This window comes from Arthrobacter sp. 2MCAF15, assembly GCF_052115605.1.
Taxonomy (GTDB): Bacteria; Actinomycetota; Actinomycetes; order Actinomycetales; family Micrococcaceae; genus Arthrobacter.
Genome location: NZ_JBFRGZ010000011.1, coordinates 58,114 through 82,342 on the forward strand (window position 1 = coordinate 58,114; position 24,229 = coordinate 82,342).

Genomic DNA, 24,229 nt, shown 5'->3' on the forward strand with positions numbered 1-24,229 from the left:
GCGTTGCTGTGTGCTGTGTGCCGTGGGAGCGTCACAAGCCGTGTAAGCCGTGTGAGCCGAAGGGGCCTGGAGCGGCTACGACGGTTCGTGGTTTTGGCCCTCGCGGGCTAGCGCCGTGAGCCGGGAGACGGCGCGGAAGTATTTCTTCATGTACCCGCCGGTCATCATTTCCTCGGTGAAGAGCTGGTCGAACGGCACACCGCTGGCAAGGATGGGCACGTCCTTGTCGTACAGCCGGTCCGCCAGCACCACGAAGCGCAGCGCCACGGCCTGCTCGGTGATCGTGTGCACGTTCTTCCAGACGACGCCCTCGATTCCGTCCAGCAGCTGGCGGTAGCGGCTTGGGTGCACGCCCGCCAGGTGGTTGATCAAGGTGCTGAACTCATCGCGGGCCACTGTCTTGCCGTCGAATTCGGCATGCATCTGGTGCGTCAGGTCATCGTTGCGCAGCGGCGCGGGCGCGGCCGGCAGGCCACGGTGGCGGAAGTCCTCGCCGTCGATCCTCACGACGTCGAACTGGTCGGCCAGCACCTGGATTTCGCGGGCGAAGTCGACGGCCGCGAAGCGCCCGTCGCCCAGTGAGCCCGGCAGGGTATTCGAGGTTGCGGCGAGCTTCACGCCGGCGTCGGCGAGTTCGCGCATCAGCCGGGACATGAGCACTGTGTCGCCCGGGTCGTCGAGCTCAAATTCATCGATGCACACGAGCTTGTAGTGGCTGAGGGCCTCCACGGTCTTACGGAAGGACAGCGCACCAACCAGGTTGGTGTATTCGACGAACGTGCCGAAGGCCTTGGGCCCGGGCGCGGCGTGCCACAGCGATGCCAGCAGGTGGGTCTTTCCAACACCGAATCCGCCGTCGAGGTAGATGCCGGCGCGGGACGTGTCCTTCTTGCCGAAGAGCCGCTTGAACAGGCCGTCTCCGTCGCGCGCGCCAACACCGGCCGCGAAGTGCTGCAGGGCGTGGACCGCGTGGGCCTGGCTGGGCTGGGCGGGATCGGGCCGGTAACTGGCAAACGACACCTCACCGAACCGCGGCGACGGATAGAACCCATTGAGGAGTTCGTCCACGGAAACTGCCGGCGTACGGGCGGCGAGCTGTTCGATCTGTACCAAGGTGGTCCGTTCTGCTGGTCTCTTGTCCCCAGCAAGAATACCGGCAAAGAATGGCCGGCCTGCGTGCGCGGGCGCGAACGCGGCGCAGGCGTGAGCAAGGCCACATTTCCCCGTATGAACCCGGTGGAGCATTCCCGCCGGCCCGTGACTAGTGTTGTAACAGGCCCGGCGCCGCGCACGCTTTCCGCGCCCGGGCCTCCTGACCGTTCCAGTGAAAGGCCATCGAAATGTCCTACCCCGTTGAACAGAACGAGAAATTCTCCGCCTACGCCCACCCCGAGCGCCTGGTATCCACCGAATGGCTCGCAACGGAAATCGAGGCAGGCGCCCTCGACGGCGGCAACCTGGTGGTGGTCGAGTCCGACGAAGACGTCCTGGTCTACGAGACCGGCCACATCCCGGGGGCCGTGAAGATCGACTGGCACACCGACCTCAACGACGAGGTGACCCGCGACTACGTCGACGGCGAGGCCTTCGCCGCGCTGGCTGCAGCCAAGGGGATTTCCCGGGACAGCACCGTGGTGATTTACGGCGACAAGTCCAACTGGTGGGCCGCCTACGCCCTGTGGGTTTTCACGCTGTTTGGCCACGAGGACGTCCGGCTTCTTGACGGCGGCCGGGACAAGTGGATCGCCGAGGACCGGGCGCTCTCCACCGAAACAACCGTCCCCTCCCCCGCCAATTACCCCGTCGTGGAGCGCAATGACGCCCCGATCCGGGCGTTCAAGGATGACGTCCTGGCCCACTTCGGCAAGCCGCTGATCGACGTCCGCTCGCCCGAGGAATACACCGGCCAGCGGACCCACATGCCCGCCTACCCTGAAGAAGGCGCACTGCGCGGCGGCCACATCCCCACCGCGGCCTCCATCCCCTGGGCCCGCGCGGCCGCCGGCGACGGCACCTACCGCAACCGCGGCGAACTTGAGGCCCTCTACCTCGGCGAGGCCGGGCTCAAGGAAGGCGACGACGTCGTGGCGTACTGCCGGATCGGCGAGCGGTCCAGCCACACCTGGTTTGCGCTGAAGTACCTGCTGGGCTTCGAGACTGTCAGGAACTATGACGGTTCCTGGACCGAATGGGGCAACGCCGTGCGCGTCCCGATCGTCAAGGGCGCCGAACGCGGCGCGGTTCCGGCACAGTACAACTGAGGGCACAGTACAACCGGAGCCACTGGCATCATGGGCCGAAACCGGACGCGACAGGGACACATTCGGCGCGCGTGCGTAAGCTGGGAATGATGAATACTTCAGCCCTCCCCGCCGCGCTGGCGGAAATTGTCGACGACTTCCAGGCCCTGACCGAAGCAGAACGGCTGCAGCTGCTCCTCGAGTTCTCACAGGGACTCCCGGAACTTCCGGAGCGGCTCCGGGACCACCCGGAGCTGCTGGAGCAGGTTGTGGAATGCCAGACGCCGCTCTTCCTCACCGTTGAGACGGAACAGGCCGACGGCGTTGAGCCGGAGCGCGTCCGGCTCTACTTCAAGGCGCCCAAGGAAGCCCCCACCACCCGCGGCTTCGCCGGGGTGCTCCATGAAGGACTCGACGGCCTCAGCGCCGCGGAAATCCTGGCCGTCCCGGACGACATGCCCGAACTGCTGGGCCTCACCCGGGCCATCACTCCGCTGCGCATGCGCGGGATGACGGCCATGCTGGGCCGGATCAAGCGCAAAGTCGTCGCGTCCGGAAACCGGCAATCGCCGGCGCAGTCCTGAGCCCAGGCGCCCGGACAGCTAAGGCAACATGACCCGCAAGCACGCCTCGCAGGGAACTCCGGCCACCGCAGCACTCGCGGCCGCCGGGGTTCCCTTTGTCGCCCATCCCTACACGCATGACCCCGGCGTGGCCAGCTATGGCCTGGAAGCGGCGGATGTGCTCGGCGTCGACCCGGCCCGGGTCTTCAAGACGCTCATGGTCGACGTCGACGGCCGGCTCGCCGTCGGCGTCGTTCCCGTGAGCGGAAACCTGGACCTCAAGGCGATGGCCGCCGCCCTGGGCGGTAAAAAGGCCGAGATGGCTGACCCGGCCGCGGCGCAGCGCCGGACCGGTTACGTGCTCGGCGGCATCTCACCGCTCGGGCAGCGCCAGCCCTCCCCCACAGTGGTCGATGAGAGCGCCCTGGCGCTGCAGACCATCCTGGTTTCGGGCGGACGGCGTGGCCTGGACATCGAGCTGGATCCGGCCGAACTCATCCGCCTCACGGCTGCCCGGACCGCCAGGATCGGCACCCGGCGCGACTGACGGCCGTAGTCGGCGTCGAGACGGCAGATCACGGCAGTGCCGGCGCGAAACACTGCCGTGTTCTGCCGTTTCGGCAGGGCTTCTAGATCGGCAGGGCTTCTAGATCGGCGGGGCTGCTAGTTTGGCAGGGCTTCTAGATCGGCGGGGCTGTTAGTTCGATGCCGCGTTCCCGGCCGCCGGCTCCTGGCCGCCGGGGTTGGCACGGGGGGCCAGCTGCAGCCGGAGCCACGCCGTGACCTGCCGCTCCCACCGCTCAGGATCCACGTTCCATTCTTTGGTGTGCAGGGCCCGGTCGAAGGGCTCGAAGGTGACCATCTCCGGATTTTTTTCGGCCAGCACGGCAGAGGGCCCGTAGGGGACGTATTCGTCGTCCACGCTGTGCACAATGAGGGTCGGCGTCCGCAGCTCCACGGCTCGCGAAACCCAGTCCATCGCCTTGAGGTCAACGGGGGCGGCCAGCCCGGTCAACCGCCTGCCCAGGCGGTGGCTGAGCATCAGTTGCCCGTAGCGGCCCACGGACGACGGGATCCGGTTCAGTTCCGCATGGTGGGCCAGCACATTGACCCAATTGATCACCGGCGCGTCCAGGACCATTGCCCGGATCAGGTGGCGATGCCGGGAGAGGTCAGCCGTCTGGAGGCAGATCGCGCCGCCCATCGACCAGCCGAACAGGACGACCTCGCGGGCACCCTGTTGCAAAGCAAAGTCAATGGCGGCCTCGACGTCGCGCCACTCGGTGGAGCCCAGGCCGTAGCGCCCGTCGCTGGCGGACGGGGCCAGCCCGTCGTTCCGGTAGGAGATCAGAAGACTGGACATGCCCAGTTCCCGGGCCGGCCGAAGAGCCCGCAGGCCCTCCAGCCGGGTGGCGCCCCGGCCGTGGACCATGATCGCCCAGACGTTCGACGCTGCGTCCTGCGGTTCCGCGTTCCGCGATTCCACGTCCTGCGGTTCCAAATCCCCCGACGCCGGCGCTGCGCGGACCAGCCAGGCCGGCGCCGTGCCGGCATCGACGTCGATCAGCACGTCCTCCACCGGGAGACCCATTGCGGCCGGGTCCGGATAGGCAGCCCCGCTCCACCAGCCGCGCCGGACCGTGGCCAGGTCCCCGCTGTAGACGTGCTCCACCTCGCGGAGGACTGTGCGTTCAGCCGGCGAGTAGGACAGGATCCGGCCGATGCGCGCGTGGCCCCGGCCGCCGTCGAAGAAGAAGCCATAGACGCCGTCGACCGTCGAATCCGGGGTGGCGGCGAGAATGACCTGCAGCCCCCGCCCCTCGCCGATCACCGCCAGCACCTCCTGGTCCTCGGCGCGGAACCTGGCCGGAGTGATGACGCGGCGGGCGAAATACAGGGCGAGGGCGGACGACCCGGCGGCGAGCACGCCTGCGGCGGCGCTGCCGCCGATGATTCCCCCCAGCGCCCATTTGGCGCTTCCCGACGGCGAGGGGCCAGGGGCGGCCGCAACGGGGACCGCTTTCCCACGGGGCACAGACCGGGCGGCGGCGCGGCGGAGGTCGGGGCGAAGGTCCGGGCTGAGGCGCAAGGAGGATGCCATGGCACCATTCTGACGGAACTCCGGCGCAACCACGGCATTGCCGCTGTTCAGGCAACCAAGGCAACGGGTTGCGCCGGCACAGACATGGGCGCAGACACGGCCACGAACACGGGCACAGACACGCAGGCTCGGCGGAGCACAAGCATGCGGGGCAACACGAGCGCGACTAGGCTGGGGTCATGAGTGATCCAATCGTCATTTTGACAGAAGAGCCCCTCGGTGCGGATGACCGCGTCAACATTGAAACCCTGGTTGCCGGCGGTGATTCGCCCCTGCTGATCCTGGTGCCGGCCAACACCGAGCGGCACCTGGTGGTGGATTTCCTGGAGAACCTTTCCTTGCTTGAAATCGCCAAAGCCTTCCGCGAACTGACTGCACACTCCGATCCCGCCGGTGAGCGGGCCGAAGCAGCCGACACCCTGGCCGCGTCGCTGGCCGCGCTGGCCGGCCTGGGCGGCGGCGTCACGGGCGAAGTCGTCGAGGGCAAGGCCGTCGATGGGCTGGTTGCCAAGGTCAAGGAACTCAGCGCCGGCCAGGCTGTGGTGATCACCCGTCCGCACGCTGTCGCCGACACCTTCCACACGGACTGGGCCACCAAGGCACAGGACAAGCTCGGCCTGCCCGTCCTGCATCTGTACGCCGGTTCGGGATTTATCGGGGACTCCTGAGCGTTATTTAGGCTATGAGCATCTTTAACAGGTCCAAATCCATGCCCCAGGCCATTGCCGGCGCAGCGTCTGCCGCCGACCCCGCCGGCGATCCTGCCGCTGCCCCGGGCGAACAGCCCGCGGCCGGGAAGCCGGTCGGGAAGACCGATGCCCAGTGGCGCGAGGAACTGACCCCGGAGGAGTACCGCGTGCTCCGCCAGGCCGGTACCGAGCGTCCGTACACCGGCGAATACTGGGACACCCACACCCGGGGCGTCTACCAGTGCCGGGCCTGCGGCACCGAGCTGTTCACCAGCAACGAAAAATTCGACTCGCACTGCGGCTGGCCCTCCTTCTGGGCGCCGCTCGCAGAGGGCACCGTGCGCTACATCCATGACCGCACCATGGGAATGGACCGGGTGGAGGTCCGCTGCGCCACCTGCGATTCCCACCTGGGCCATGTGTTCGACGGCGAGGGCTACGGCACCCCCACGGACCAGCGGTTCTGCATCAACTCGGTCTCATTGAAGCTGGTTCCCGCGGACGACGCCGGGAAGTAGCCCTGCAGCCGCGCCGGCAGCCAGTCCGGCGCCGCGCACTGCGGGTCACTGTGGTTTTCTTGCGGGGGTCCGCAGTGGCCGGCAGGCCTCCCTTTCCTTCCGCTGGAACAGCTTCCCCGAATCACTTGCCACAGTCTTTCTTATGCTCAAGGCAATTTTGCATTAGGGCTCCTGTTTGCTTGCTACGCTCGATTTAGATTCAGCGACATGCTCCACAGCAACCAGAAAGGCGACGTCGACGATGACCACGACCGCTCTCACCGCCCCCGCCCCGATCACCTCCGGCAACCAGGAATGGCTGCGCCTCAAGGCTGCCACCACCGCCCTGCAGGCCCTCCAGGTCAAGGACGGTTCCGTCCCGGACGCCGAAGCCCACGACGCCGCGGCCGGCCACGTCGCCACCATCACCGCAGCGATTTCGGCCCTGGCCCCGTCCTTCCCGCACGACGCCCGCTACCTGGATCTGCTCGTCACCGACTTTGGCCGGTGGGCCGACGGCGGCTTCGGCGTCCCGGACTTCCTGGATTCGCTCCAGGCCTTCCAGCCGCAGCAGCACCGGGTCAACGGGCTCCAGCACCTCGTCGTGTTCCCGATGTACACCCAGAACGGCAGCAGCAGCCGCCTGGTCGAGGCCGTACTGATCGAGGTCATCTGGCCCGAATTCATCGGCGGCCTGGAAACGGGCGAATACTCCAACAAGCTCTTCGTCCCGATCCGCTTCCTGGACTTCACGCCGGGCTACAACACCAACTCCGCCGTGCTCTTCCCCGAGACCGTCGCCGTCCGCGAGACCCCGACGTTCACGTGGGGCGCGATCTTCGCCGACCGCGAGGCCGCCCGTTTCCGCCGCGTCCTGCGCGCCGCCGCCGAGATCACGTCCCTGCAGCTGCCCGAGGACGCCGCCGCGCTGCTGGAGGACCAGGAGCTGACGCAGGAAACGTTCGTCATGTGGGACCTCATCCACGACCGTACCCACATGCGCGGGGACCTGCCTTTCGACCCGTTCATGATCAAGCAGCGCATGCCGTTCTTCCTGTACTCGCTGGAGGAACTGCGCTGCGACCTCACCGCTTTCCGCGAATCGGTGAAGATCGAGAAGGACGAGGACGCTGATCCGGAGGCTCGCCGGCACGCCAAGCTTGTCCAGTACGCCGTGATCTTTGACCGCATCTTCCGCTTCGCCATCACCGGGACCCGCGTCCGCAACTATGACGGCCTCGGCGGCCAGCTCCTCTTCGCCTGGATGCACCAGCACCACGTCCTGCACTGGACCGACAGCAAGCTCAGCATCGACTGGGACGAGGCGGCCGACGTCGTGGTTGAACTCGCCGCGAAGATCGAGGAACTGTACTGGCGCTCGATCGACCGCCCCAAGATGGCCCACTGGCTTGCCGCCTACGAGCTGATCTCCGGCACGGTCACGCCCAACCCGGCCTCGGTGTGGGCCAAGGGTCCGGACGCGCTCCCTCTGGACGGCMCGCCCCGCGGCCTCACGGACCAGGTCCTTGACGACGAGTTCCCGCTGTCCATGTTCTACGAGGCTCTCGAGAAGAAAATGCGCCCGGTCATCGAATCCACGGCCGGCATCACCGGTTCCTCGGATACCGCCAGCGGCGCCCAGGCCCTGAACGCCGGATGAGCAACGGACGCACCTTGAACGTGCTCGTCACGGGCGGCAGCGGCCCCTCCGGGATCGCCACCACCCGTGCCCTACGCGACGCCGGGCACAGGGTCTTTACCGTCGGCTCCGATGCCGCCCGCATCGAGGCCGCCGCTGCCCAGGCCGGCAGCGGCGTGACCCCGCTGGTGAGCGACCTCGCCAGCCTGGCCGACGTCCAGGCCCTGCGGGCGAGCGTCGCCGGCATGGCCGGAAACGTCGACGGCGTCATCCACCTTGTGGGCGGCTGGCGCGGCGCGAAAGGCATCACGGACCAGAGCGACGACGACTGGGACTTCCTGGAGCGCAACGCCGTCACCACACTGAGGAACGTCACCCGCGTCTTCTTTGACGACCTCGCCGCCTCTGACACCGGACGCTTCGCCATGGTCTCCTCCACGGCAGTGGGCGCCCCGACGGCGGGCGGGGCCAGCTACGCCGCGGCCAAAGCCGCCGCCGAGGCCTGGACGCTGGCGGTTGCGGACGGGTTCAACCGGGTCCACGCTGCAGCCGCCGGCCCCGGTGCGACCGGGGATACCGGGGATACCGGGGATAACGCCGGCCAGGAAACCCCGGAAATTCACAGCGCCGCCGCCATTTTCGTGGTGAAGGCCCTGGTTGACCCGGCAATGCGGGCCAAATCCCCGGAACGCACCTTCCCCGGCTTTACCGATGTCGAAGACCTGGCCGCGGCCGCCGTCGGGCTCTTCAGCACCCCGGCGGCCGAGCTGAACGGGCAGCGGCTGCTCCTGAGCCGCTGAACTGGCTCCTATTCAGCGGCGCGGACTTAGTCCCTGCGGCCCAACCTCTTAGACTGAAAGCGTGAGCAAAGCGATGACCAGCACAGTTGAAAATGCCCCTGCCAGCACTGCGGTGCGGCTCCACGATCCCTCCGTCCGCGGCTTCGCCTCGGACAACTATTCCGGCGTGCACCCGGAGGTCCTCGCGGCCCTGGCCGCAGCCAACGAAGGCCACCAGGTCTCCTACGGCGAAGACGACTACACCGCCCGCCTGCAGCACCTGATGGAAGGCCACTTCGGCGAAGGCATCGAGTGCTTCCCGGTGTTCAACGGCACCGGCGCCAACGTCCTGTCCCTGCAGTCGCTGCTGCCGCGCTGGGGTGCCGTCATTTGCGCCTCCACCGCCCACATCAACATGGACGAAAACGGCGCACCGGAGCGCATCGGCGGCATCAAGCTCCTGCAGGTCCCCACCAGCGACGGCAAGCTCACCCCGGCACTGATCGACCAGGAAGCCTGGGGCTGGGGCGATGAGCACCGCGCCCAGCCGCTGGCTGTCTCCATCACCCAGACCACCGAGCTTGGCACCTGCTACACGCCGGACGAGGTCCGCGCCATCGCCGAGCATGTCCACTCCAAGGGCATGAAACTGCACATGGACGGCGCCCGGCTGGCCAACGCCGCAGCCCACCTGGGCGTCCCGCTGCGTGCCTTCACCCGCGACGCCGGCGTGGACATCCTCTCCTTCGGCGGCACGAAGAACGGCCTGCTGTTCGGCGAAGTTGTCGTCGCGCTGAACCCGGAGGCCGCCCACGGCCTGGTCTACCTGCGCAAGATGAACATGCAGCTGGCGTCCAAGATGCGCTTCATGTCCGCCCAGTTCATTGCCCTGCTCGAGGGGGACCTGTGGCTGCAGTCGGCCTCGCACGCCAATGCCATGGCCGCCCGGCTGCGCGCCGGCGTCGAGGGGATCCCCGGCGTCGAACTGAGCCAGAAGACCGAGTCCAACGGCGTCTTCGCCATCCTGCCTGCCGGCGTCGCGGACCGGCTGCGCCAGTCCTTCCGCTTCTACGACTGGAACGAGGCGGCCCGCGAGGTCCGCTGGATGTGCTCCTTCGACACCACCGAGGAAGACGTTGATTCCTTCATCGCGGCCATCAAGCGCGAGCTCGCGGCCGCCTGAGCCGTGCACGGCTTCCCCTGCCCGGCGGCGAGTCTGCCGGGCAGGGGCCCGGCCGTTGCATAACCTTCCAAGGTGAGCTCCCTCGATCAGGTCCCGGCAGATTTCCTCTTCGCCTTGGGGACCCTTCGACAGGCACGGTGCCGCAGCGAGCTGCACCTGGACGAGATTCCTGCACCGTCGCGGCTGGCGCCGTTCGCCGTGGCCCTTGGGGCCGAGGTCATCGGCCCCGGCGGCGCCCCCGCCAGTGGCCCCGTCCACGGCCCGGCCACCGCAGCCCTGGCACGGGCCTCGGGCAGTGACGACGTCGAACTGGCCACCGGCCGTTTCATCCTGCTCCACGATCCGGACGGTTCTGCCGTGTGGGACGGGGAGTTCAGGATTGTCACCTACATCCGTGCCCAGCTGGAACCCGAAATGGGCAACGACGCACTTCTGGGATCCGTGGCGTGGGACTGGCTGGTCGAGGCGCTGGAAAACCACCAGGCCCCCTACCGCTCCGCCGGCGGCACGGCCACCAGGGTGCTCTCGGAGAGCTTTGGCACGCTGTCCGACCGCCCGGATTCGATCGACATTGAACTCCGGGCCTCCTGGACACCGTCCACCCCGGATATCACCTCGCACCTGGAGGCGTGGTCTGACATGGTCTGCACGTTCGCCGGACTGCCGCCGCTGCCCGAGGGTGTAACGGCCCTTCCCAGGCGCCCCCGCGGACACGCATGAGGCGCATGTCCGGCCACGGTCACGGCCTTATACGCCATGTTGTCGGTAAACTGTAGAGACCATGACCCCTCAAAATCCGGAAATCAGCACGGCCGGCGCCATGCGCAACACTGCCGAAGCCACTGACACCACACCCCACATCACGGTGGAAGGCTTCGACAGCCTGGTCCCTGAAGTGATCGACCTCGACGTACCCCGCGACGGCGTGCCACTGGTGATTGAAACCCAGTCCGGACTCGAACGCTGCGCGGCAGCCCTCGCAGCCGGCCACGGCCCTGCAGGTGTGGACGCGGAACGGGCCTCAGGCTTCCGCTACGGCCAGCGCGCCTTCCTGGTCCAGATCCGGCGCGAAGGCTCCGGGACCTGGCTGATCGATCCCGAACCGTTCGGCGACCTGGGCATCATCCATGACGCTCTGCGCGGTGTCGAATGGATCCTGCACGCCGCCAGCCAGGACCTGCCCTGCTTGTCCGAGCTCGGCATGTGGCCGGACAAGCTCTTTGACACCGAGCTCGCCGCGCGCCTGGCCGGGCTGCCCCGGGTGGGCCTGGCCGCAGTCATCGAACAGCTCCTGGGCTTCGGCCTGGCCAAGGAACACTCCGCCGCCGACTGGTCCACGCGCCCGCTGCCCGAACCGTGGCTGCGCTATGCCGCGCTCGACGTCGAAGTCCTGACCGAACTGCGCGAGGAACTGATCGAACTCCTCGTGGCCGACGGAAAACTGGAGTACGCCGAGCAGGAATTCGCCGCCATCCTCGAGGCCGGACAGGCCCCGCCGCGCGTTGATCCGTGGCGCAAGACGTCCGGACTGCACCAAATCCGTGACCGCCGCCAGCTGGCAGCAGTCCGGGAGCTGTGGCTGGAACGCGATTCCCTGGCCCAGAAACGCGACGTCGCCCCGGGCCGGCTGATCCCCGACTCCGCGCTGGTCGCCGCCGCCAAGGCCATGCCTTCCACGGTCCCCCAGCTTCTTGGCACCAAGGGCTTCCATGGCCGCGCCGCCCAGCGCGAGGCCCCCCGCTGGCTGCGGTGCATCAGCACGGCAAGGGCCTTGGAGGACCTGCCGCCGCTGCACCTGCCCACCAACGCTCCCCCGCCCCCGCGCGTCTGGGCGGACCGGGATCCGGAGGCCGCCGCCAGACTCGCCACCGCGCGCCCGAAACTCCAGGCCAGGGCCGAGGAACTGAACCTGCCGGTGGAAAACCTGCTCACTCCGGACTACCTGCGCCGTGTCGCGTGGCGTCCGCCGGCAGAACTCAGCGAGGAAGGCGTGGCCGAGGAACTTGCAAACCTCGGCGCGCGCCAGTGGCAGATCGAAATTACCGCCCCGCTGATCGCCGAGTCCTTCCTGCACCCCGAGCCGCTGCCCGCGAAGGAGCCCAAGGCCCCCGCCGAGGCGCCTTCGCGTTCCACGGTCTAGGAAATCCGCCCGGAACCCCTCCCCACCTCCTTGCCAGCTATGTTACTGGCGAGTAACATGATTCATGATGTCGCCCGGAACACTCCTGCCAGTGGCAAGCCCTGCCACCGGCACAGGTCCGGCAACCATGTCTCAATGAGGAGTCCCACGTGAGCGAAGCCCACACCAGCGGAAAAACCAGCAGCGCCCGCCCCCGCGCCATTCGCGAGGTCGTCTTTGTCGACGGCGTCCGAACCCCCTTCGGCCGCGCCGGCGAAAAAGGTATCTACGCCGGCACCCGCGCCGACGACCTCGTGGTCAAGTGCATCCGCGAACTGATGCGCCGCAACCCCTCCCTTCCGGCAGACCGGATCGACGAGGTCGCAATCGCGGCCACCACCCAGACGGGCGACCAGGGCCTGACCATCGGCCGCACGGCCGCCCTGCTGGCCGGACTCCCGAGGACCGTGCCCGGCTTCGCGATCGACCGCATGTGCGCCGGCGCCATGACGGCGGTAACCACGACGGCGAGCGGCATCGGCTTCGGCGCGTACGACGTCGTGATTGCCGGGGGCGTAGAACACATGGGCAACCATCCGATGGGCGCCGGCGCGGACCCCAACCCGCGCTTCATGTCCGAAAGGATCGTGGACCCGGCAGCCCTGAACATGGGCAACACTGCCGAGAACCTGCACGACCGCTTCCCTGCCATCACCAAAGACCGCACCGACGCCTACGCCGTCGCCTCGCAGGACAAGCTCGCCACTGCCTACGCCAACGGCCAGATCCAGCCCGGCCTGGTACCCGTCGCCACGATGAAGCCGGGCCAGGGCTGGACCGTCAACACCGTGGACGAACCGCCGCGCCCCGGAACCTCGGTCGAAGACCTTGCCGCCCTCAAGACCCCGTTCCGTGCCCACGGCCGGGTCACCGCGGGCAACGCCGCCGGGCTCAATGATGGCGCCACAGCCGCCCTGCTGGCATCCGCCGACGCCGCCGAGGAACTCGGCCTGCCCGTCAGGATGCGCCTGGTCGCCTACGCCTACGCCGGCGTGGAACCCGAGGTGATGGGCATCGGCCCGGTCCCGGCCACCGAAAAGGCACTCAAGAACGCCGGCCTCGGCATCGGGGACATCGGCCTCTTCGAGATCAACGAGGCCTTCGCCGTCCAGGTCCTGAGCTTCCTGGACCACTTCGGGATCGCCGACGACGACCCCCGCGTCAACCGCTACGGCGGCGCGATCGCCGTCGGGCACCCGCTCGCCTCCTCCGGGGTCCGGCTGATGAACCAGCTGGCCCGGCAGTTCGAGGAGGACCCCTCGGTCCGCTATGGCATGACCACCATGTGCATCGGCCTGGGCATGGGCGCCACCGTAATCTGGGAGAACCCGCATCACGCGGACTACGGCACGGATGCACCTGCCAGCCAGGAACCCGACACCGACGCAACCCCGGCCGAGACCACCGCCACCGAGACTGGAGCCACAGCATGAGCGCCGCTGATTTCCGCAAGCTTGCCGATCTCTTCCCGAACGAGACGGTCACCCACTCCTACGTTCAGGACATCGAGCTGCCGCCCGTCGACGGGAAGAGCCCCGGCACCTTCGCGCTGGTCACGCTCGACAACGGCCTGGACCACTCCAAGCCCACCACCCTCGGCCCGAACACCCTGATTGAACTCGGCACCGTCCTGGAAAGGCTCAAGGAACGCGCAGCCCGCGGCGAGCTTGCCGGCGTCGGGGTCACCGGCAAGCCGTACTTCCTCGTGGCCGGCGCCGACCTCTCCACGGTCAAATCGGTCAGCGGACGCGAGCAGGGCCGGTGGATGGCCCAGCTCGGCCACGACGTCTACGCCACGCTGGCCAACCTGGGCGTGCCAAGCTTCGCGTTCATCAACGGCCTGGCCCTGGGCGGCGGCCTGGAGATTGCCCTGCAGTCCACCTACCGCACAGTCTCCACCGGCGCCGGCGCCCTGGCCCTGCCCGAGGCGTTCATCGGACTGATCCCGGGCTGGGGCGGGGTCTACATCCTGCCGCGGCTGATCGGGCCCGAGAACGCGCTCAAAGTGATGATCGAAAACCCGCTCAGCAACAACCGCACGCTCACCGGGCCGCAGGCCCACGAACTCGGCGTGGCTGACGCGATGTTCGAACCGGCCGACTTCATCGAGCAGTCCGTCGCGTGGGCAGCGCGGGTCATAGCCGGCGCGGTGGTGCCGGAGCGGTCCAACGCCGTCGACCCCTCCAACCCCGACGTCGCGGCCCGCTGGGCGGCCGCCGTCGCCAAGGGCCGCGGCTTTGTGGAGGCCAAGACCTCCAACGCCTCGCCGGCACCGGCCAAGGTCCTGGACGTCATGGAAGCCAGCCGCACCCTGACCCAGGCGCAGTCCGCCGAGCTCGAATGCGAGACCCTGGCGGACCTCATGCAGACCGACGAGTTCCGCTCCACGGTCTATGCCTTCCTGGACCTCGTGCAGCGCCGCGCCAAGCGCCCGGCCGGTGCCCCGGACCGCAAACTCGCCCGCCCGGTGACCAAGATCGGCGTCGTGGGCGCCGGGCTGATGGCCAGCCAGCTGGCCCTGCTCTTCGCCCGCCAGCTCAAGGTTCCGGTGGTGCTGACGGACATCGACCAGGTCCGGGTGGACAAGGGTGTGGGCTACGTCCACGCCGAGGTGGACAAGCTGCTGGCGAAGGGACGGATCAGCCCCGACGCCGCCAACCGGACCCGCGCGCTGGTCACGGGATCGGTTTCCAAGGAGGCCTTCGCCGACGCCGACTTCGTCATCGAGGCCGTGTTCGAGGAACTCAACGTCAAGAAGCAGGTCTTCAAGGAGGTCGAGGCGATCGTCTCGGCAGAGTGCATCCTCGCGACCAACACGTCCTCGCTGTCCGTGACCGCAATGGCCGAAGACCTGGAACACCCCGAACGCCTGGTGGGGTTCCACTTCTTCAACCCGGTGGCCGTCATGCCGCTGCTGGAGATCGTCCGCGCCCCGAAGACCGACGACGCCGTGCTGGCCACCGCGTTCGAGCTCGCGAAGGGGCTCAAGAAGTCAGCCGTGCTGGTCAAGGACGCCCCGGCGTTTGTGGTCAACCGCATCCTGCTGCGCCTCATGGGCGAGGTGACCGCGGCCTTCGACGAGGGCACCCCCGCCGAGGTGGCGGATAACGCGCTGCGCCCGATGGGGCTGCCGATGACGCCGTTCGTCCTCGGCGCCATGGTGGGCCTGCCGGTCGCGCAGCACGTCCAGGAGTCCCTGCACGCCGCCTTCCCCGACCGCTTCACTGTCTCGCGGAACCTCCAGGCGCTGATCGACAACGGCGTGAAGTCCATCTGGGCCGTCCAGAACGGGGCGCCGCAGCCGGGTCCGGACGGCCAGCCGTTCATCCCGGGCGAAACCCTGGCGCTGATGTCCTTCGGGAGCACGCCGTCCACCGGCGAGGAGGTGCTGCGACGGACGCAGGACGCGCTGGCGCAGGAAATCGGACTCATGCTCGAGGAAGGCGTGGTGGCGGGACCCGAGGACATCGACCTCTGCATGATCCTGGGCGCCGGCTGGCCGATGTTCCTGGGCGGCATCACGCCGTACCTGGACCGTGTCGGGGCCTCGGAGCGGGTCAACGGCAAGAAGTTCCTGGCACCCGGCGTGGCGTCCGCACCGGCGTAGGGCCCGGCAAAGGAACAAGCGCCGCCTGGCGCCTCGCGGCGCCGTCGTCTGGATTTTCGTCCGGGCGGCGGCGCCGCTTTCGATTGAGGCGCGTGTGTATGGCGCGCGGCACTACCTGTCCGGGGAACGGCCTAGATCTCGCTCAGCCGGCCGCCCTTGAGTTCCAGGACCCGGTGGGCGTTCTTTCGTGCGTAGGCGAGGTCGTGGGTGACCATGACGACGGCGGTCCCCCGCGCTGCCGCGGCGTTTACGGCCCGTCCCAGATGTTCGAGGCCGTGCCGGTCCAGCCCGACGGTGGGCTCGTCCAGGGCCAGCACCGCCGGTTCACGGGCCAGGACCGTGGCGAGGGCGAGTAGCCGTTGCCGGGAGGAAGAGAGTTCGGCCGGGTGGACCGCCTCCATCCCCGACAATCCGACCGCGGCCAGCGCCGCCCGGGCCTTCCCCAGCGCCTCGGCTTTCCCGAACAGCTGCCGGAGCCCGAACGCGGCTTCGCGCACGAGCGTCCGTTCGAACAGCTGGTCCCGGGGGTGTTGGAACAACAGGCCCATGGAGGCGGCTGCTGCTCCCACCGGCACGCCGGAGATGCTGCGCCCGCAGACGAGCACCTCCCCCGCTGAGGGCCGGAGCAATCCGTTGAAGTGGCGCAGCAATGTCGATTTGCCGGCCCCGTTGGGCCCGGTCACGGCGATGATCTCCCCTGGGAACACGGCGAAGTCCACGTCCCGGAGGACCCAGTCCTGCGCACCGGTCCCACGCCGCCGCCGGTCCTGCCCGTAGCCAAACCCCACCCGGCGCAATTCGAGCGATGCGGGCCCGGGACTGCCGGAACCGATGGCGTCGGGACCGCCATGCGTGAGTCCCGAATCGCCGAATCCCGAAACACCGATTCCTGAATCGCCGAATCCCGAAACGCTGGGTCCCGCAACGCCCTCGCCGGTGCCGCCCACAACACCGGAGCGCCCCAGCTCCCCCGAACCCGCCAGTTGTGCCGGCGCTCCCGCCGCGGTCACCATCCCGCCGTCGAGAACGGTCCAGTGCGTGGCTTCCCCGGCGAGCCGGTCCACCGCCTGGCTCAACACGACGACGCCGGTGCCCGTGCGGCAGAGGCTGCGCACAAGCTCCTCAATCTGTGCTGCCCCGGCCGCGTCGAGGGATGCCAGCGGCTCGTCCAGGATGAGCACGTCCGGTTCTCCGATGACGGCGCAGCCCACGGCGAGCCTGCGCAGCTCTCCCCCGGACWGGGTGGCCGGGTCCCGGTCAAGCAGGTCTGTTAATCCCGTGCGCGCGGCCGTCCGCTCCACCGCACGGAGCATGTCCGCCCGCGGTGTTGCGCGGTTTTCCAGGCCGAAGGCCAGCTCCTCCGCGACTGTGGCCCGCACGGTGGAGAGCATCGCCGCTGGGTCCTGGGGCACGAAGGCCACGCGACGGGACCATTCGGCGGGGTTGATCCTGGGATCCTCTGGCGTGCCGTGGAACTCCAGCAACTTGTCGTCGAGTTCCAGGCTGCCGCGGAATTGTCCCGCGTGGCCGGCGCGGAGCCAGCCCGCCAGCAGTTTGCCCAGCGTGGATTTCCCGCTTCCGGAGCCGCCCAGGACGGCGGTCAGGGTTCCCGGGGTGACCGAAATCGCCGCGTCGGCCAGGACCGGCGTGTCCTCGCCGTGGAACGTGAACGCCTCGACCCGGATCCGCAGCGCTGTCCCGGTGGTCGCGGTCATGACGGCGCCCCGGCGGGCCAGGAGGCAATAATCCGCACGGCGACGGCGGCTGCCGTGAGCACCAGGGCTGCGGTCCGGAACCACCGCTGGGCAGGCGGGTCCACAACGTCGCGGTAGCTGGTCCGGGGACCCGGGCTGCCGAAGCCGCGGGCGTCGAGCGCCTGGGCGCGGCTGCCGGCGTCGTCGATCAGGGCGAGGACCAGCGGCACCATCTGCAGGCGGAGAGCGCCGAGGCGGGACAGCAGGCCACGCCGGACCACCAGTCCGCGCGTTTCCTGGGCCTGCCGGATCCGGTCCAGGCGGCCTGCGACGGCGGGCAGGAGCGTGAGGGTGGAGGCCAGCACGAAGCCGAACTGCGGCGGGATCCTGCGCGCGGCGAGGGCGGAGACGAGGTCGGGAACGCTCACGGTGAAGGAGAAGAGCAGGAACACCAGGACACAGGCAGTGGTCCTGGTTCCGAGCTCCAGCGCGAACGCGAGGCCTTCGGCCGTGACCCGGGCGGGGCCCCACTGGGCCAGGACAGTCTGGCCTTCGGGGAAGAACAGGCCGTGCAGTACCAGCAAGGACAGCAATAGTGGTGTCAGGATCACCGCCGCGGCCGGCAGGACCCGGCCCGCGACTCCACGGCGCGCCGCGAGGACCGCCGCGGCGAGTGCCACAGCGACAGACAGCGGCCAGCTGGCGGCCGCCGTCGTGATGACGGCGGTACAGGCGGCCGCGGTCAGCGCGGTGAGGGGGTGGAGGCGCGCTTTCATGGAGGGAACGTCATCGAGGATTCGTCACAGAGTCACTGTGTCAGGCAGTCACAGGTCTCAAGCATCCGGCGTTGGGTGTGTTGCCGGGGCTGCAGGGGCTACTGACGTTGCAGGGGCTGCCGACGTTGCAGGGGCTGCTGGCGTTGCCGGCGCCGCCGGGGCCTTGCCGGCAAGCACCCGGTAGCGCCGCACGAACGGGAACTGGAAGGTGGTGCGGCGGGGCAGGGCGTAGGCAAGTAGCGCTGCGATCGTGAACACGATCGCCTTGTCCATGGGGTCAGAAATCAGTGCCTGCTTGGTGATAGCGGCCAGGAGCGTGTCCCCCATGGCGCGGAAGGCGCTGACGATCGCTCCCGTACCAAGGCCAGAGGTGCCGCCGAAGACGAACGCGGCGATCGGTGCGGAGACGACGCCGGCGAGGATGCCGGTGGCGAAGCCGGCGAAGGGGGCGAGGTAGAAGCGCCGGAACAGGCCCCCGCGGGCGGCCATGCCGGCCAGGAAACCGATGAGGGCCGCACCGGCGGCGAACGGCAGGACGGTGGGGTTGAAGAAGGACCAGACGATGCTGCTCAGCGCCCCCGTGGCGGCGCCGGCGGCGGGGCCGGCGAGGACGGCGATCAGGACGGTGCCGATCGCGTCGATGTAGAACGGCAGGCCCGTGCTGCCCATGAGCTGTCCGAGGACTACGTTCAGGACCAGCGCCACGGGGATCAGGACCAGGGTGGAGGTGGGCAGTACGGGCACGACGGCCACAATCAGCAGCACCGCACCAAGCAGGAAGCCGCCCAGGGCCACAAGTGCCGAGAAGCTGGACGGGCCGTTGGCGATGTCCGCCGGCTGGGTCAGGATCAGGAAGATGTAGGTGGCGGCGATCGCGGCGGCACCTACGATTTCGAGAAGGCGGCGGCCGCGGCCAGCCGCCTGTCCAGGGGCAGTGACGGTAAGTGCTGGCTGTGACATGGAGGGTGGTCCTTCGGCTGGGTGCGACAAGATCCGCCTCATGTCACCTCGGCGCAGCTACCATCTTAGCGATCCGCCGAGAGGCCGGAAACTCCCTGCGGCCGGCCCAGCCTCAGGCCGTCGGTGACGTCGAGGTCGCTGACCCCGTGCCCACGTTGCGCGCGAGGGCGCCGATCGAGGAAATCAGCTCGTCGAAACAGCGCGCCGGGATGTTGTCGGAGACAATCCTGGCGTTCGGCGGCAGGCCCCACAGCCCGCGGTAGTCGGCCACCGTTGTGCCGATCAGCAGCGGGGCGTCCGTTTCGACGTCGACCGTGGCCAGCCGGGTGGCGAATGGCGTCCGTCCCGCGGCGACGCAGGCCGCGAACGCGTCGTGCACGTGCGCCACGTAGCCCTGGTCGTAGAGCCGGTGGAACTCCATGTAGAAGCGCAGGGCGTCGGACAGGCAGGCGACCAGGGGGTTGCCGGACAGGCTGCGCTGGCCTTCGGGCTGCTCCGGAAGGACGAGTTCAGGCTCCGGCGCGCCGGCGGCCTCGCCGAGGAGACGCAGGTGCTCCGGGTGCATTTCGATCCGCTCGGTCATTTCCAGGGCGCACAGGATCGGCAGTTTGTCCTCGGGCAGGCCGCGGTAGGCGGCAAACACTTCCTTGGCGGCATGCGGGTCCACCGAGGTGTTCCACTCGGCCGTCGGCGTCGTGTTGCCCTGGTAGTAGAAGCACCCGCCCATGATGACGAGTCCCTTGAGCAGCCGCGGGAGTTCGGGTTCGCGGCGCAGGGCCAGCGCAAAGTTCGTCAGCGGGCCGGTAATCAGGCCGGTGATCTCCCCCGGGTGCGCCCGCACCTCATCCACCCAGACGTCGACGGCGTGCCTCGCCGAGATCTGCTGCGCCGGCGGCGGCAGCTCGGCGTAGCCGATCCCCTGCGGCCCGTGGGTTTCCTCGGTGGTGACCAGCGGGATCTCCAGCGGGACCTCGGCGCCGATGGCCACCTCGATGCCCTCGCGGCCGCACAGTTCGAGCAGGGCCAGGCTGTTCAGCGCCACCTGCCGAGCCCCCACGTTCCCGGCCGTGCACGTGATCGCCTGAAGGCGCACCTCCGGCCGGGACAGCAGGTAGACCAGGGCCAGGGCGTCATCGATCCCGGTGTCGAGGTCCATCAGGATCGAATGGGTGGCGGCCGGGACCGCTGCCGTGGTGCCCAGGGCCGGGCCGTTCAGAGCTGGACCGTTCAGACCTGGACCGTTCAGAACAGTGCCACCTTGGGCGTGCGCGGGAAGAGGTCGTCCAGTTCGGCGAGATCGGCATGGCTGGGGATCCAGGCGACGGCGGCGGCATTCTGGCGCACCTGCTCCGGCGTGGTGGCGCCGGCGATCACACTGCTGACCGACGGCTGGGCGGCAAGCCACGAGAACGCCACCTGGACCTCGTTGAGCCCGCGCGCGGCGGCGAACTCGCCGAAGGCACCCAGCTGTTCCCAGTCGGCGTCGTGGACCAGGTTGGTGCGCGTGTGGCTGAGCCGGGAGCCCTCAGGTGCGGCGCCCTTGGAGTATTTTCCGGTGAGCAGGCCGTTGGCGAGCGGGAAGTACGGCAGGACACCCAGGCCGTAGGCCTCGGCCGCAGGGGTTACCTCGAGTTCGGCGCGGCGGTCCAGGAGGTTGTAGTGGTTCTGGCTGGAGATGAAGCGTGCTCCCCCGCGGGCGCGGGCCACGAATTCGGCTTCGGCGAGCTGCCAGCCGGCCCGGTTGGAGTGGCCGATGTAGCGGACCTTGCCGCTGGTCACGAGGTCGTCCAGGGCGGCCAGCGTCTCGTCGATGGGGGTCAGCGGGTCCGGGGTGTGGAACTGGTAAAGGTCGATCCAGTCCGTGCCGAGCCGGCGCAGCGAGGCTTCCGCTGCCTTGATGATGTAGCGGCGGGATCCGCGCGCGCCGAAGTCCTCGCCGTTGGCGCCGCGCATGTCCATGCCGAATTTGGTGCCAATGACGGCGTCGTCGCGGCGGGCGCCAAGGGCCTGGCCAAGCATGGACTCGCTGAGCCCGGGTTCCCGGCCGTAGGTATCGGCGACGTCGAAGAAGGTGATCCCGGCGTCCAGGGCCGCGTGCACGACGGCGTCCGTACCCTCCTGCGATTCAGTCACAGTGCCGGAGCGGCCCAGGTTATTGCACCCAAGCCCCACGACCGAGACGGACAGTCCGGAATTTCCCACGCGGCGGTATTCAGTCATGGATTCAGCCTATATCGACCAGGCCGGCATCCCGTTCAAGCCCGCCGCGGGCGGCAGTGCCACTACCCTGCCGGCAGTTCCAGCCCGTGCTCGTCCATGGCGTCCTGGAGTTGCGCGACGGTGCGAGGGCAGACGCCCGGCATGCCGGCAAGCCGGCGCCGGCCAAGCTCCACGAGGTGTTCGAGGGTCTCGACCCCCGCGTGCGCGAGCGACTTGCGCGCCGGCGCGTCCAGACCCGCCGGGAGCGGGGTGCAGCCTGGTTTCGTGGTTTTTCGCGTCATTGCGGTCCCTTCCAGTCGGATCCCCCAAATTGATGTGAGCCGTGGCCGGCTCCCTACAGGTGATGCCCAAACGGGTAATGCGCAAACAGGTGATGCCTAGAGTGTGAAGCTGTTGGCCGGCTTCGGCGAGTACTTGAGCTTAAAAGTGTCTTCGCCGTAGTGCGCGGCGCCGATGCTCAGCTTGGTGAAGTCGAGGTCCTCGCCCCGGATGCAGACCTTGATGGCGTTGACCGTCTTGTTGACGTCCGGCGTGAGGCAGAAGATGTTGAGCCGGGCGTCGGAAAACTCGCTGCGGTCCACAATCCCCAGGCCCCGCCAGGCCAGGTGGCTGATGAGGGCGTCTTTGGCCTTTTCCTCGAGGTACCGGTCGCGGCTGGTCCCGTCCTTGGTTTTGAGCGCGTACTGGGCCACCACCCAGGACTGCTCCTCCACCGGGATTTCGGCGTAGCCGTCCTCGGCGCACTGCACCGCGAAGGCGTCCATGAGGCGCTCGGCGGCCTCGGCGTCCACGACGTCGGTCTCATCGGTCTTGCTCTGGTGTCCCACGACGCCGTGGTTCATCACGAACTGGCTGTAGTCCTCGTCGAACCAGGCTTCCCTGAACTGCAGGATGCCCTCTTCGTCGCGTTTGTAAACCCTGATAATTCCACTCATATGCCAGTTCCTTCCTGGGCCGTCCGGCGCCGGAAGTGATGGCGCCGTACGGGTTGTGCTCAACGGATGTGCTGGCTACAGCAGCGGCAGGCTGCCGGTGCTGGGGTGTTCCTGGCCGGGCAGGGGACGCGCAAACGGCACCTTGGTCCCCAGGACCTGGGCGACGACGTCGTGCGTGATCTGCTGGGCAGTCATCCCGACGCGTTCGAGCACCTGGCTGCGGGTGCCGTGATCGAGGAACTCGACCGGGAGGCCGACCTCGTTGAGGGCGGTGTCCACGCCGGCGGCCCGCATCTCCTGGCGGATCCGGGAACCGACGCCGCCGGCCCGCACACCATCCTCGATGCAAATGACCAGGCGGTGGCTTGCGGCGAGGTCGATGATGGACCGCCGGACCGGGAGGACCCAGCGGGGGTCCACCACCGTGGAACTGATGCCCTGGGCGCCGAGCCGGTTGGAAACGTCCAGCGCGAGTTCGGACATTGCGCCCACGCTGACAATCAGGACGTCGTTCTCGCTGGAGCCCGCGGGGCGGCGGGCCAACACGTCCACGCCGTCGTCCAGGCGCTCGACGGCCTCGACTTCGGCGCCGACGCTGCCCTTGGAATAGCGGATCACGCTGGGGGCGTCTTCAATGGCCACGGCCTCGCGGAGTTCCTCCCGCAGCCGGGTGGCGTCGCGCGGTGCCGCGAGGTGCAGCCCGGGGACGATCTGGACCATGGCCATGTCCCACATGCCGTGGTGGCTGGCGCCGTCGGGTCCGGTGACGCCGGCCCGGTCCAGGACGATTGTGACACCGGCCTTGTGCAGAGCCACATCCATCAGCAGCTGGTCGAACGCACGGTTCAGGAATGTCGCGTAGACCGCGACCACCGGGTGCAGTCCCCCGAACGCCATGCCGGCGGCGGAGGTGAGGGCGTGCTGTTCGGCGATGCCGACGTCGAATACCCGCTCCGGGTGCCGGGCGGCGAACTTGTGCAGTCCGACCGGAATCAGCATGGCCCCGGTGATGCCGACGATGTCCTTGCGCTCGTCGGCGATGTCGGCGATTTCATCGGCGAAGACGGCGGTCCAGGATTTGGCGCCGCCGGCCTCGGTGGGTGCGCCGGTCTCCGGATCGATGATCCCCACGGCATGGAACTGGTCCGCCTCGTGGGCGCGGGCCGGGGCGTAGCCGTGGCCCTTTTCCGTCATGGCGTGCACGATCACTGGGCCGGCGTAGTTCCGGGCGGTGGAGAGGGCGTTTTCCATGGCCTGGAGGTTGTGGCCGTCGACGGGACCGATGTACTTCATGCCGAGGTCCTCGAACATGCCCTGCGGGGCCCACCAGTCCTTGATGCCCTTCTTCATGGCGTGCAGGCTCTTGTAGGTGAACTGGCCCGCAGGCCCGCCGTTCTGCAGTTTTCGCTTCCACCAATCGAGGGTGCCTTCGTAGGAGGGGGCAGCGCGGAGGGAATCGATGGTGGGGCGCAGGGACGCGAGGTGGTCGGCCAACCCGCCGACGGTCGGGGCGTAGGAGCGGCCGTTGTCGTTGACCACAATCACCACCCGGCGCTTCTTGTCCGCCGCGATGTTGTTGATGGCCTCCCAGGCCATGCCGCCGGTCAGGGCGCCGTCGCCCACCACCGCGACGACGAAGCGGTCGCCGTCGCCTGTCAGCTGCCGGGCGCGGGAGATGCCGTCGGCCCAGGACAGTGACGAGGACGCGTGCGAGCTTTCGACGATGTCGTGCTCGGATTCTCCGCGGTCGGGGTAGCCGGACAGGCCGTCCTGCTGGCGAAGCGTGCTGAAGTCCTGCCGTCCGGTGAGGAGCTTGTGCACGTAAGACTGGTGCCCTGTGTCGAAAACGATGCTGTCGCGGGGGGAATCGAAGATCCGGTGCACCGCGATGGTGAGCTCGACGACGCCGAGGTTCGGGCCCAGGTGCCCTCCCGTTTGGGAGACGTTGCCGATCAGGAAGTCCCTGACTTCGGCTGCCAGCTGTTCCAGCTGCGCCTCGGACAACTTACTCAGGTCCTGCGGATTCCGGATGGTGTCCAAGATTCCCAACGGCCCCTCCTTCGGGTGGTAGACATGCCTTTTAACTCTAACGCCTCGGGACGGGCCGCCGCGCCGGTGTCCGAATCCGGGTACGCAAAGGCCCCGGCCGGTCAGTGACCGGCCGGGG

General features: G+C 68.5%; 22 protein-coding genes. 12 read left to right on the forward strand and 10 right to left on the reverse strand.

Annotated features, from left to right (window positions below; genetic code table 11):
* Window positions 1–75 precede the first annotated feature (75 nt).
* Complete coding sequence (gene zapE / locus AB4089_RS13720; RefSeq protein ID WP_441409833.1) at window positions 76–1,113, reverse strand: cell division protein ZapE; 1,038 nt, start codon at window positions 1,111–1,113, stop codon at window positions 76–78.
* A gap of 227 nt (window positions 1,114–1,340) precedes the next feature.
* Here zapE and AB4089_RS13725 point away from each other — a divergent pair, with 227 nt between their 5' ends.
* The 3 genes from AB4089_RS13725 (at window position 1,341) to ybaK (ending at window position 3,350) form a co-directional block, all read left to right on the forward strand.
* Window positions 1,341–2,261, forward strand: coding sequence for a sulfurtransferase (locus tag AB4089_RS13725; protein WP_441409834.1), 921 nt, complete (start codon window positions 1,341–1,343; stop codon window positions 2,259–2,261).
* Window positions 2,262–2,350: 89 nt separating this feature from the next.
* A complete protein-coding gene (locus tag AB4089_RS13730; protein ID WP_441409835.1) occupies window positions 2,351–2,824 on the forward strand; it encodes a SufE family protein in 474 nt (157 codons plus the stop codon).
* A gap of 28 nt (window positions 2,825–2,852) precedes the next feature.
* Window positions 2,853–3,350, forward strand: coding sequence for a Cys-tRNA(Pro) deacylase (gene ybaK / locus AB4089_RS13735; RefSeq protein WP_441409836.1), 498 nt, complete (start codon window positions 2,853–2,855; stop codon window positions 3,348–3,350).
* A gap of 150 nt (window positions 3,351–3,500) precedes the next feature.
* On the opposite strand, the gene AB4089_RS13740 is transcribed toward ybaK, so the two are convergent.
* A complete protein-coding gene (locus AB4089_RS13740) occupies window positions 3,501–4,904 on the reverse strand; it encodes an alpha/beta hydrolase family protein (protein WP_441409837.1) in 1,404 nt (467 codons plus the stop codon).
* 179 nt (window positions 4,905–5,083) lie between these two features.
* Between AB4089_RS13740 and AB4089_RS13745 the strand changes: the two genes are divergently transcribed.
* The 9 genes from AB4089_RS13745 (at window position 5,084) to AB4089_RS13785 (ending at window position 15,477) form a co-directional block, all read left to right on the forward strand.
* Window positions 5,084–5,572: a hypothetical protein gene (locus AB4089_RS13745; RefSeq protein WP_390202991.1), complete on the forward strand. Its 489-nt coding sequence runs from the start codon at window positions 5,084–5,086 to the stop codon at window positions 5,570–5,572.
* Between the two features lie 14 nt (window positions 5,573–5,586).
* Window positions 5,587–6,111 carry a peptide-methionine (R)-S-oxide reductase MsrB gene (gene msrB / locus AB4089_RS13750; RefSeq protein ID WP_441409838.1) on the forward strand — a complete coding sequence of 175 codons (525 nt, stop codon included), beginning with the start codon at window positions 5,587–5,589 and terminating at the stop codon, window positions 6,109–6,111.
* Window positions 6,112–6,352: 241 nt separating this feature from the next.
* Window positions 6,353–7,750 carry a DUF6421 family protein gene (locus tag AB4089_RS13755; RefSeq protein ID WP_441409839.1) on the forward strand — a complete coding sequence of 466 codons (1,398 nt, stop codon included), beginning with the start codon at window positions 6,353–6,355 and terminating at the stop codon, window positions 7,748–7,750.
* Window positions 7,747–8,529, forward strand: coding sequence for an SDR family NAD(P)-dependent oxidoreductase (locus AB4089_RS13760; protein ID WP_441409840.1), 783 nt, complete (start codon window positions 7,747–7,749; stop codon window positions 8,527–8,529). The genes AB4089_RS13755 and AB4089_RS13760 overlap by 4 nt, the downstream gene beginning before the upstream one ends.
* Before the next feature lie 73 nt (window positions 8,530–8,602).
* A complete protein-coding gene (locus AB4089_RS13765; protein ID WP_441409895.1) occupies window positions 8,603–9,691 on the forward strand; it encodes a threonine aldolase family protein in 1,089 nt (362 codons plus the stop codon).
* A 72-nt stretch (window positions 9,692–9,763) separates the two neighbouring features.
* Window positions 9,764–10,411, forward strand: coding sequence for a DUF3000 domain-containing protein (locus AB4089_RS13770; RefSeq protein WP_441409841.1), 648 nt, complete (start codon window positions 9,764–9,766; stop codon window positions 10,409–10,411).
* 61 nt (window positions 10,412–10,472) lie between these two features.
* Window positions 10,473–11,831, forward strand: coding sequence for an HRDC domain-containing protein (locus AB4089_RS13775; RefSeq protein ID WP_441409842.1), 1,359 nt, complete (start codon window positions 10,473–10,475; stop codon window positions 11,829–11,831).
* 149 nt (window positions 11,832–11,980) lie between these two features.
* Window positions 11,981–13,303 carry a thiolase family protein gene (locus AB4089_RS13780; protein WP_441409843.1) on the forward strand — a complete coding sequence of 441 codons (1,323 nt, stop codon included), beginning with the start codon at window positions 11,981–11,983 and terminating at the stop codon, window positions 13,301–13,303.
* Window positions 13,300–15,477, forward strand: a complete 2,178-nt coding sequence (locus AB4089_RS13785; protein ID WP_441409844.1) for a 3-hydroxyacyl-CoA dehydrogenase NAD-binding domain-containing protein — start codon at window positions 13,300–13,302, stop codon at window positions 15,475–15,477. The genes AB4089_RS13780 and AB4089_RS13785 overlap by 4 nt, the downstream gene beginning before the upstream one ends.
* Window positions 15,478–15,608: 131 nt before the next feature.
* Here the strand turns inward: AB4089_RS13785 and AB4089_RS13790 are convergent, their stop codons facing one another.
* The 8 genes from AB4089_RS13790 to dxs all read right to left on the reverse strand — a co-directional run bounded on the left by AB4089_RS13790 (window position 15,609) and on the right by dxs (window position 24,111).
* Window positions 15,609–17,192, reverse strand: a complete 1,584-nt coding sequence (locus AB4089_RS13790; protein ID WP_441409845.1) for an ABC transporter ATP-binding protein — start codon at window positions 17,190–17,192, stop codon at window positions 15,609–15,611.
* Window positions 17,189–17,947, reverse strand: coding sequence for an energy-coupling factor transporter transmembrane component T (locus AB4089_RS13795; protein WP_441409846.1), 759 nt, complete (start codon window positions 17,945–17,947; stop codon window positions 17,189–17,191). Before AB4089_RS13795 ends, AB4089_RS13790 begins: the two co-directional genes overlap by 4 nt.
* A gap of 57 nt (window positions 17,948–18,004) precedes the next feature.
* Window positions 18,005–18,907, reverse strand: a complete 903-nt coding sequence (locus AB4089_RS13800) for an ECF transporter S component (RefSeq protein ID WP_441409847.1) — start codon at window positions 18,905–18,907, stop codon at window positions 18,005–18,007.
* Window positions 18,908–19,019: 112 nt separating this feature from the next.
* Window positions 19,020–20,063 carry a nucleoside hydrolase gene (locus tag AB4089_RS13805; RefSeq protein ID WP_441409848.1) on the reverse strand — a complete coding sequence of 348 codons (1,044 nt, stop codon included), beginning with the start codon at window positions 20,061–20,063 and terminating at the stop codon, window positions 19,020–19,022.
* Between the two features lie 86 nt (window positions 20,064–20,149).
* Window positions 20,150–21,127: an aldo/keto reductase gene (locus AB4089_RS13810; protein ID WP_441409849.1), complete on the reverse strand. Its 978-nt coding sequence runs from the start codon at window positions 21,125–21,127 to the stop codon at window positions 20,150–20,152.
* A gap of 62 nt (window positions 21,128–21,189) precedes the next feature.
* Complete coding sequence (locus tag AB4089_RS13815) at window positions 21,190–21,408, reverse strand: hypothetical protein (protein ID WP_441409850.1); 219 nt, start codon at window positions 21,406–21,408, stop codon at window positions 21,190–21,192.
* Between the two features lie 96 nt (window positions 21,409–21,504).
* Window positions 21,505–22,062, reverse strand: coding sequence for a hypothetical protein (locus AB4089_RS13820; RefSeq protein WP_441409851.1), 558 nt, complete (start codon window positions 22,060–22,062; stop codon window positions 21,505–21,507).
* A 75-nt stretch (window positions 22,063–22,137) separates the two neighbouring features.
* A complete protein-coding gene (gene dxs, locus AB4089_RS13825) occupies window positions 22,138–24,111 on the reverse strand; it encodes a 1-deoxy-D-xylulose-5-phosphate synthase (protein ID WP_441409852.1) in 1,974 nt (657 codons plus the stop codon).
* Between the last annotated feature and the right edge of the window lie 118 nt (window positions 24,112–24,229).

Bases quoted from the DNA above. Each gene is read 5' to 3' on its own strand.
- AB4089_RS13740 (WP_441409837.1), bottom strand. From the start codon at position 4,904: ATGGCATCCTCCTTGCGCCTCAGCCCGGACCTTCGCCCCGACCTCCGC.
- msrB (WP_441409838.1), top strand. From the start codon at position 5,587: ATGAGCATCTTTAACAGGTCCAAATCCATGCCCCAGGCCATTGCCGGC.
- AB4089_RS13815 (WP_441409850.1), bottom strand. From the start codon at position 21,408: ATGACGCGAAAAACCACGAAACCAGGCTGCACCCCGCTCCCGGCGGGT.
- AB4089_RS13805 (WP_441409848.1), bottom strand. From the start codon at position 20,063: ATGGACCTCGACACCGGGATCGATGACGCCCTGGCCCTGGTCTACCTG.
- AB4089_RS13745 (WP_390202991.1), top strand. From the start codon at position 5,084: ATGAGTGATCCAATCGTCATTTTGACAGAAGAGCCCCTCGGTGCGGAT.
- AB4089_RS13765 (WP_441409895.1), top strand. From the start codon at position 8,603: ATGACCAGCACAGTTGAAAATGCCCCTGCCAGCACTGCGGTGCGGCTC.
- AB4089_RS13785 (WP_441409844.1), top strand. From the start codon at position 13,300: ATGAGCGCCGCTGATTTCCGCAAGCTTGCCGATCTCTTCCCGAACGAG.
- AB4089_RS13775 (WP_441409842.1), top strand. From the start codon at position 10,473: ATGACCCCTCAAAATCCGGAAATCAGCACGGCCGGCGCCATGCGCAAC.
- AB4089_RS13800 (WP_441409847.1), bottom strand. From the start codon at position 18,907: ATGTCACAGCCAGCACTTACCGTCACTGCCCCTGGACAGGCGGCTGGC.
- AB4089_RS13760 (WP_441409840.1), top strand. From the start codon at position 7,747: ATGAGCAACGGACGCACCTTGAACGTGCTCGTCACGGGCGGCAGCGGC.
- AB4089_RS13725 (WP_441409834.1), top strand. From the start codon at position 1,341: ATGTCCTACCCCGTTGAACAGAACGAGAAATTCTCCGCCTACGCCCAC.
- AB4089_RS13810 (WP_441409849.1), bottom strand. From the start codon at position 21,127: ATGACTGAATACCGCCGCGTGGGAAATTCCGGACTGTCCGTCTCGGTC.
- AB4089_RS13820 (WP_441409851.1), bottom strand. From the start codon at position 22,062: ATGAGTGGAATTATCAGGGTTTACAAACGCGACGAAGAGGGCATCCTG.
- ybaK (WP_441409836.1), top strand. From the start codon at position 2,853: ATGACCCGCAAGCACGCCTCGCAGGGAACTCCGGCCACCGCAGCACTC.
- AB4089_RS13730 (WP_441409835.1), top strand. From the start codon at position 2,351: ATGAATACTTCAGCCCTCCCCGCCGCGCTGGCGGAAATTGTCGACGAC.
- AB4089_RS13795 (WP_441409846.1), bottom strand. From the start codon at position 17,947: ATGAAAGCGCGCCTCCACCCCCTCACCGCGCTGACCGCGGCCGCCTGT.